Origin of the sequence: Methylobacterium sp. WL18, assembly GCF_008040015.1 — a bacterium.
Taxonomy (GTDB): Bacteria; Pseudomonadota; Alphaproteobacteria; order Rhizobiales; family Beijerinckiaceae; genus Methylobacterium; species Methylobacterium mesophilicum.
Genome location: NZ_VRVD01000233.1, coordinates 1 through 6962, shown reverse-complemented (window position 1 = coordinate 6962; position 6962 = coordinate 1). Strand labels below are relative to the sequence as shown.

The 6962-nt window shown below is 70.4% G+C and carries 6 protein-coding genes; 5 read left to right on the top strand and 1 reads right to left on the bottom strand.

Translation table 11 applies throughout. The features are described 5' to 3' along the window. A partial coding sequence (locus FV228_RS16540; protein WP_210247804.1) for a hypothetical protein occupies positions 1-281 on the top strand: 281 nt, incomplete at its 5' end. 342 nt (positions 282-623) lie between these two features. After that, entirely contained in the window at positions 624-2786 is a 2163-nt protein-coding gene (locus FV228_RS16535; protein WP_147855627.1) for a molybdopterin oxidoreductase family protein, read from the top strand. A gap of 96 nt (positions 2787-2882) precedes the next feature. Here FV228_RS16535 and FV228_RS16530 read toward each other — a convergent pair whose 3' ends face one another. After that, positions 2883-3893 carry a GlxA family transcriptional regulator gene (locus tag FV228_RS16530; RefSeq protein ID WP_246693927.1) on the bottom strand — a complete coding sequence of 337 codons (1011 nt, stop codon included), beginning with the start codon at positions 3891-3893 and terminating at the stop codon, positions 2883-2885. Positions 3894-4065: 172 nt separating this feature from the next. On the opposite strand from FV228_RS16530, the gene solA reads away from it, so the two are divergent. From solA to FV228_RS16515, 3 genes are all read left to right on the top strand, one after another. Then, complete coding sequence (gene solA / locus FV228_RS16525; protein ID WP_147855626.1) at positions 4066-5235, top strand: N-methyl-L-tryptophan oxidase; 1170 nt, start codon at positions 4066-4068, stop codon at positions 5233-5235. A gap of 71 nt (positions 5236-5306) precedes the next feature. Next, positions 5307-6149 (top strand): transporter substrate-binding domain-containing protein, encoded by an 843-nt coding sequence (locus FV228_RS16520; RefSeq protein ID WP_147855625.1) that lies wholly within the window; start codon positions 5307-5309, stop codon positions 6147-6149. Positions 6150-6186: 37 nt separating this feature from the next. Next, the gene (locus FV228_RS16515) at positions 6187-6936 is read left to right on the top strand and encodes an amino acid ABC transporter permease (protein WP_147855624.1); all 750 of its coding nucleotides are present in this window, start codon (positions 6187-6189) and stop codon (positions 6934-6936) included. Positions 6937-6962 lie beyond the last annotated feature (26 nt).

Here is a 6962-nt window from a genome sequence, read left to right as displayed (position 1 = left end):
CGCCCGGCGAGAGCCGACCGCCGCTCGGACCCGCCCGCGCCCGCCGAGCGGAGGCTGCACGCATGAGCATCTCGGACATCCTGGACCGGGCCTGCGGGCGCGAGGGCGAGGACCCGGCGATCGTGCGCCTGGGCCACCACGCGATCGAGATGTGGCGCGCCGCGGAGGAGATCGGCGACCCCGGCCTCCTCGCCGCCCTGCGCCCGCTGGTGGAGCATGTCGGCCGGGCGCTGGCCCGCGACGTCGAGGGCGAGACCTGCGTGGACGACACGCTGCATTGAGGGTGCAGGGGCGGGGGGGTTGAGCGGTCGAAGGTCCCGCCCCGTCGTTGTCCGCGCGGCGCAGCCGCCGCGTGGTCGAAGTCCGATGCTCGGTTCCCATCGCGATGTCGGCAAGGGGTGGCAAGGGGTGGCAAGTGGTCCCTGGCTTTTCGCCCCGGAGCAGACGTTCCGCGACCGCCCCCGCACGCCCGCGCCGCGACACCGTGGTCCGCACCACGAACGCACGCCGATGCCCTCACCAGGGACTAGAATTTGGAATTATTCGCACTCCAGTGCATCCTGCCTCTGCGCTGAGCCGGCTCGCTAGAACAATAAAGCGAAACGCTCGGCCGTGGAGGAACCATGAACGAGATCGTCAAGCCCGACTCCCTGCTCGTCGCCGAGGCGGAGAGCCTGACCCAGACCTTCTTCGGCGGGTGCCCCCACGATTGCCCGGACACCTGCTCGATGATCTTCGAGGTTAAGGACGGGGAACTGCTCGGCGTGCGCGGCAACCCGGACCATCCGATGACCCGCGGCGGCCTCTGCGTGAAGCTGAAGGACTACGAGAAGCGCCACTACCATCCGGACCGGCTGCTCTATCCGATGAAGCGGGTCGGCCCGAAGGGTTCGAAGCAGTTCGCGCGCATCACCTGGGACGAGGCGCTCGACACCATCGTCACCCGCTGGAAGGCGATCATCGACCAATACGGGCCGGAGGCCATCGCGCCCTACAGCTACCTCGGCAACCAGGGCCTCGTGCACGGGCTGAACGGCGGCGACGCGTTCTTCAACCGCATGGGCGCCACCGTGACCGAGCGCACCTTCTGCGGCGAGGGCTCGTGCACCGCGTGGCTGCTCACGGTCGGCCCGACCGCGGGACTCGACCCGGACAGCTACATCCACTCCAAGTACATCGTGATCTGGGCCTGCAACTCGGTCAGCACGAACCTGCACCACTGGGCCATCGTCAAGGACGCCCAGAAGAAGGGCGCCAAGGTCGTCGTGATCGACACCTACGCGTCGCGCACCGCCAAGGCGGCCGACTGGCACATCGCACCCAAGCCCGGCACCGACGGGGCGCTCGCCATGGCGCTGATCAACTCGATCATCGCGCAGGGCCTCGTCGATCAGGATTACGTCGACAATTACACGGTCGGCTTCGAGGAGCTGAAGGAGCGCGCCGGCCCCCGCACGCCGGAATGGGCCGCCGAGATCACCGGCGTCCCGGCCGAGGACATCCGCAAGCTCGCCCGCGAGATGGCGACCGAGCAGCCGGTGGGCATCCGCATGGGCGTGGCGCTGGAGCGGCATTACGGCGGCGGCCAGACCATCCGGGCCGTCACCTGCATCCCGGCGCTCACCGGCGCGTGGCGCCATGTCGGCGGCGGCGTCACGCAGTTCGGCGTCTGGGAGCACCCCTACAAGTTCGACGTGATGTGCCGGCCCGACCTGATCCCGGAGGGCACCCGCGTCGTCTCGAACCTCCAGATCGGGCGCGCGCTGACCGGCGAGATGCAGCTCGACCCGCCGATCATGTCGATGATGTGCTGGAACTCGAACCCGGTCACCCAGGCGCCCGAGACCGACAAGATCGTCGAAGGCCTGATGCGCGAGGACCTGTTCATGGTCTCGGCCGAGCACTTCATCTCCGACACCGCCTCCTACGCCGACATCCTGCTGCCGGCCACGATGGGCGCCGAGATGGAGGACATGATCCTCTCCTGGGGTCACCTTTATCTCACCTACAACACCAAGTGCGCCGACGCGCCCGGCGAGGCGATCCCGAACAACGAGATCTTCCGCCAGCTCGCCGCTCGCCTCGGCTACGAGGACGAGAACTTCAAGTGGTCGGACAGCGAGTGCCTGGAGCACTACGTCGACTGGTCGTCGCCGGCCTGCGAGGGCATCGACCTCGCCTACATGCGCGAGCACGGCTTCGCCCGGCTGAAGGTCGGCACGCCGGACGACCGCGCCCCGCACCGGGACGGCAACTTCCCGACGCCGACCGGCAAGTGCATGCTCAAGGTCGAGGGTGCCACGAACTTCGTCGCCCCGCCGTTCCGGCAGATGTACGAGGGCTTCCAGCCCGGCGAGGCGCTCGACCCGCTGCCGGACTACCTCGGCCCGCGGGAATCCCACACCAACGACCCGGCGTTGGCCAAGCGCTTCCCGCTGAACATCGTCTCGCCCAAGAGCCACTACTTCCTGAACTCCTGCTACGCGAACATGGAGGACAAGCAGAAGGGCCAGGGCGAGCAGTTCGTGATGATCAGCCAGCACGACGCCGACGCGCGTGGGATCCGGGACGGCGACCGGGTGCAGGTCGGCAACGACCGCGGCGCGTTCAAGGGCGTGGCGCGCATCACCGAGGACGTGAGGGCCGGGATCGTGGTCGCGACGCTGGGCTACTGGCGCCAGCTCAACGAGGGCACCGTCAACAGCATCTCGTCGGGCGCCTTCACCGACATGGGCCACGCCCCGTCGTTCTCGGACAACCTCGTCGAGGTCGCCCGGGCGAACTGAAAGCCTCTCACGAAACGCCCTCTGCGCTGTCTTGCGCAGAGGGGGATGCCCGGTGATCCGGCGTTGTGTGCGGTGCGCTCGGCGCGCCGCCCGGGCTCAGGCCGCGCGCTCGGGCGCCGTGCGCCGGTCCGAGGACGGGCTGCACCCGAACTGGGCCCGGTAGCTGCGGGAGAAGTGGGCGGCGCTCGAGAAGCCGCAGGCGGTCGCGATCTCCCCGATCCCGAGGGGGCTCTGGCGCAGCAGGCGCCGGCCGTGGGCGAGGCGGATGGCGCGGTACTGGGCCGAGAAGCTCAGGCCGCGCTTCTCGCGGAAGAGCCGGTCGAGGTGGCGCGCGCTGACCGCCGCGAGGCGGGCCATGGCCCGGCGGGTGAGCGGCGCCTCGACCGTCTTCTCCATCGTTTCGAGGACGGCGAGCAGGGCCGGGTGGTGGAGTCCGTACCGCTCCGCCGCGGAGGCGCGCTGCGGGTCGTCGGCGGCCCCCACCGCGATGTGCAGGAACCAGTCCGAGACGCGGCGCGCGAAGGCCGCCCCCAGGCGCTCGGCGATCAGCGCGTGCGCCATGTCGAGGGGGGCGACCCCGCCGCCGCAGGTCAGGCGGTCGGCGTCGGCGACGAAGCGCGCCCGCGTGAGGCGCGCGTCCGGAAACGCCTCGACCGTGGCGCCGGCATGCTCCCAGTGGATCGTGAAGGCGCGGTCCGCCAGCAGCCCCGCCGCGGCCATCAGGTAGGGGCCGCCCGATATGCCGCCGATCCGGACGCCGAACCGGGCCATGCGCCGCAACCCGGCATGGATCGCCGGCCTGTCCCAGTCGGTCGGGTCGCCGCCCGCGCAGACGAAGACCGTGTCCAGGCGCCCGCGCTCGCGCGGCAGGTCCTCGGTCGGGACCTCCGCCCCAGAGGACGAGGCGACCCGGCCTCCGGCCTCGCCGAAGTAGCGCAGCCGGTAGAGGACCCGGCCGGCGAGGGTGTTGGCCGCCCGGAAGGGCTCGCAGGCCGAGGCGAACGACAGCAACCCGAAGCCCGGGACCAGCAGGAAGCCGATCTCCTGCGGCCGATCCCCCGGGGCCGGGCCGTCCGGATCCGGCATCGCGTCGCTGGTTTGGCTCATCCGTGCAAGAAAGCGTCTCTCCCGGTCAAGCGCAACCGCCCGAGCGCGTCATGCTCGCGGTCGACTTCCCGTTCGACCGAGATCCCGATCGCATGCCCGGCCTCGCAGCTCCGCGCCCGTGTCGTCACGGACAGACCCGTTGCGACCACACCCCCACGCAGGGGCAGGCCCGATGACGCGCCGGTTCGACGTCGCGGTCCTGGGGCTCGGCGCGATGGGGAGCGCGATCCTCTACCAACTGGCCAAGCGCGGGGCCGCGGTGGTCGGGCTCGACCGCTACGCGCCGCCGCACGCCCTCGGGTCGAGCCACGGCGAGACGCGGATCACCCGCCAGGCTGTCGGGGAAGGGCGCGACTACGTGCCCTTCGTCACCGCCTCGCATCGCATCTGGCGGGAGCTGGAGGCGGCCACCGGCGAGACGCTGCTGAACGCCTGCGGCGCCCTCGTCATGGCGCCCGGCCGCGGGGTCTCGTCCCATCACGGCAAGCCGGACTTCGTCGGCCGCTCGATCGCCGCCGCGCAGGGGGCCGGGATCCCGCACGAGGTGCTCGACGGGGCCGCGGTCGCCCGCCGCTTCCCGCAATTCCTGAACCTCGCGGGCGACGAGAAGGCCTATTACGAACCCGGCGGCGGCTACGTCTTCCCGGAGCGCTGCATCGCGGCGCAGCTCACCCGCGCGACCGCCCTGGGGGCCGAGATCCGGACCGGCTGCGAAGTCCTGGCGCTGGATCAGGACGCGGCCGGCATCCGGATCGAGACCGCCGACGGCGTGATCCTGGCCGATCGCGCCGTGGTCGCGGCCGGCGCCTGGACCGCCCCGCTGCTCGGCGCCCCGTTCGACACGCTGCTGACGGTCCGGCGCCAGCTCCTGCACTGGTACGCCCTGGCGGACGAAGCCGTGTATGGGCCACGCGCGCCCGTGTTCATCTGGATGTACGGGACCACCGACACGGATTACCTCTACGGCTTCCCGCCCCTGGCGGGGGAGCGCGCCATCAAGGTCGCGACCGAGCAGTACAGCACCGCCACCACGGCCGACGCCGTCGAACGGCGCGTCGATCCGTCGGAATCCGACGCGATGTACCGCCTGCGCGTCGCGGGCCGGCTGGCCGGCGCCACCCCGGAGGTCGTCCGGGCCGCGGCCTGCGTCTACACGGTGACCCCCGACCGCGGCTTCATCATCGACCGGCATCCCGGGATGGACCGGGTGCACGTCGTCTCGGCCTGCTCGGGGCACGGCTTCAAGCATTCGGCGGGCATCGGCGAGGCGGTGGCCGCGGACCTGTCCGGGGGAGTTGGGGGACCCGACCTCACGCCGTTCGCCATCGCACGCTTCGGTTGATCCGAAGGCCGATGGCTCGTGGATTGCTAGAAACCGTGCCAAGATCCGTTCGCCCGAGCAGGACCGACCCGATGCGCCCCATGTCCCGACGCCTCCTGACGCAAGCCGCGCTGGCCGCCCTCGCGGCGATCCCGGCGCTGGCATGGCCCGGCCGGGCCTCGGCCGCGGACGGCGTCGACGCCATCAAGGCGCGCGGGACGCTGATCGTCGGCGTGAAGGCGGATTACAAACCCTTCGGGTTCCGCGATCCGAGCGGCGCGATCATCGGGCTGGAGCCCGACCTCGCCGCCGACCTCGCCAAGCGGCTCGGGGTGAAGCTGGAGCTGGTGCCGGTGGTCTCGGCCAACCGGATCGAGTTCCTCCAGCAGGGCAAGGTCGATCTCCTGATCGCCACGCTGTCGGACAAGCCGGAGCGCCGCCGCGTCGTGCAGGGGATCGACCCGCAATACTATTCCGACTTCGTCAACGTGCTGCTGCCCAAGACCTCCGGCATCACCGACTGGGCGCAGCTGAAGGGCAAGCCGCTCTGCGCCACCTCGGGGGCGTGGTACAACAAGGACGTCGCCCGCACCTACGGGGCGGAGATCGTCGCCTTCGACGGCTCCGAGAAGCCGCTCTTCGCGCTCAAGCAGGGCAACTGCCTGGGCTACGTCTACGACCAGAGCATGCTGCAGGGTAAGCTGCTCGACGACGACTGGAAGGCCGGCTACGCCCTGCCGCTCAAGGGCATCCTCGACGCGCCGTGGATGATGGCGGTGGCGCTGGGCAACACCACGCTCCAGACGATGGTCGAGGACGCGACCAAGGACTGGATGAAGACCGGCTTCGTCGTCGCCGGCGAGCGGAAGTGGGGCATCGAGCCCACCGCCTACTCGAAGGCGATGCACGAGAAGTACAAGAACGCGACCAACTGATGCGCGCCCGTGCAGCGAGCCTCGGTGATCGGCCGCGATGATCGAGGCGATCCAGGCCTGGTTCCAGGGTCTCTACGAGACCACGGGCTTCAATTTTACGGTCTTCTACGACCCGTATGACTGGAACCGCTACGTCGCCGGGCTGCGGATGACGCTGCTGCTCGGGATCAGCACGATCCTGGCCAGCCTGGTGATCGGCGCGGTCGGGGCGCTGCTGCAGAGCGGGCCCTCGCGCCTGCTGCGGGGGCTGGTCAACGGCTTCGTCGTGGCGTTCCGCAACACGCCGCCCCTGGTGCAGATCTTCTTCTTCTACTTCGGCCTCGGCACGCTCCTGCCGGACGTCCGCTCGGCGGACGGCCTGCGCGTCCCCATCCTCGACAACGTGCAATGGGCGATCGTCTCGCTCTCGCTGTTCGCCGGCGCGTTCAACGTCGAGATCTTCCGCTCCGGCATCGAGGCGGTGCCCAAGACCACCGTCGAGGCCGCCGAGGCGCTGGGCTACACCCGGTTGAAGGCCTACCGCCACGTGGTCCTGCCGCTCGCGCTCCGGGTCTGCCTGCCGGCGCTGAACAACAACCTGATCAACCTCCTGAAGACCACGACGCTCGCCTACGCCATCGCGGTCCCCGAGACGCTCTACGCGGTCAAGCAGATCTGGTCCGAGTCGCAGAACGTCCTGGAGATGATGCTGGTGCTGCTCGCCACCTACGCGGTCCTCGTCGGAGTGCTCGTGTGGATCATGCACCGCTGGGAGCGTGCCCTGCGCATCCCCGGATACGGCCGATGAGCGCTCCGGACCGGACCGCCCCGCGC

Coding starts and splice junctions, on each gene's coding strand:
- FV228_RS16535 (WP_147855627.1), top strand. CDS start 624: ATGAACGAGATCGTCAAGCCCGACTCCCTGCTCGTCGCCGAGGCGGAG.
- FV228_RS16530 (WP_246693927.1), bottom strand. CDS start 3,893: ATGAGCCAAACCAGCGACGCGATGCCGGATCCGGACGGCCCGGCCCCG.
- solA (WP_147855626.1), top strand. CDS start 4,066: ATGACGCGCCGGTTCGACGTCGCGGTCCTGGGGCTCGGCGCGATGGGG.
- FV228_RS16520 (WP_147855625.1), top strand. CDS start 5,307: ATGCGCCCCATGTCCCGACGCCTCCTGACGCAAGCCGCGCTGGCCGCC.
- FV228_RS16515 (WP_147855624.1), top strand. CDS start 6,187: ATGATCGAGGCGATCCAGGCCTGGTTCCAGGGTCTCTACGAGACCACG.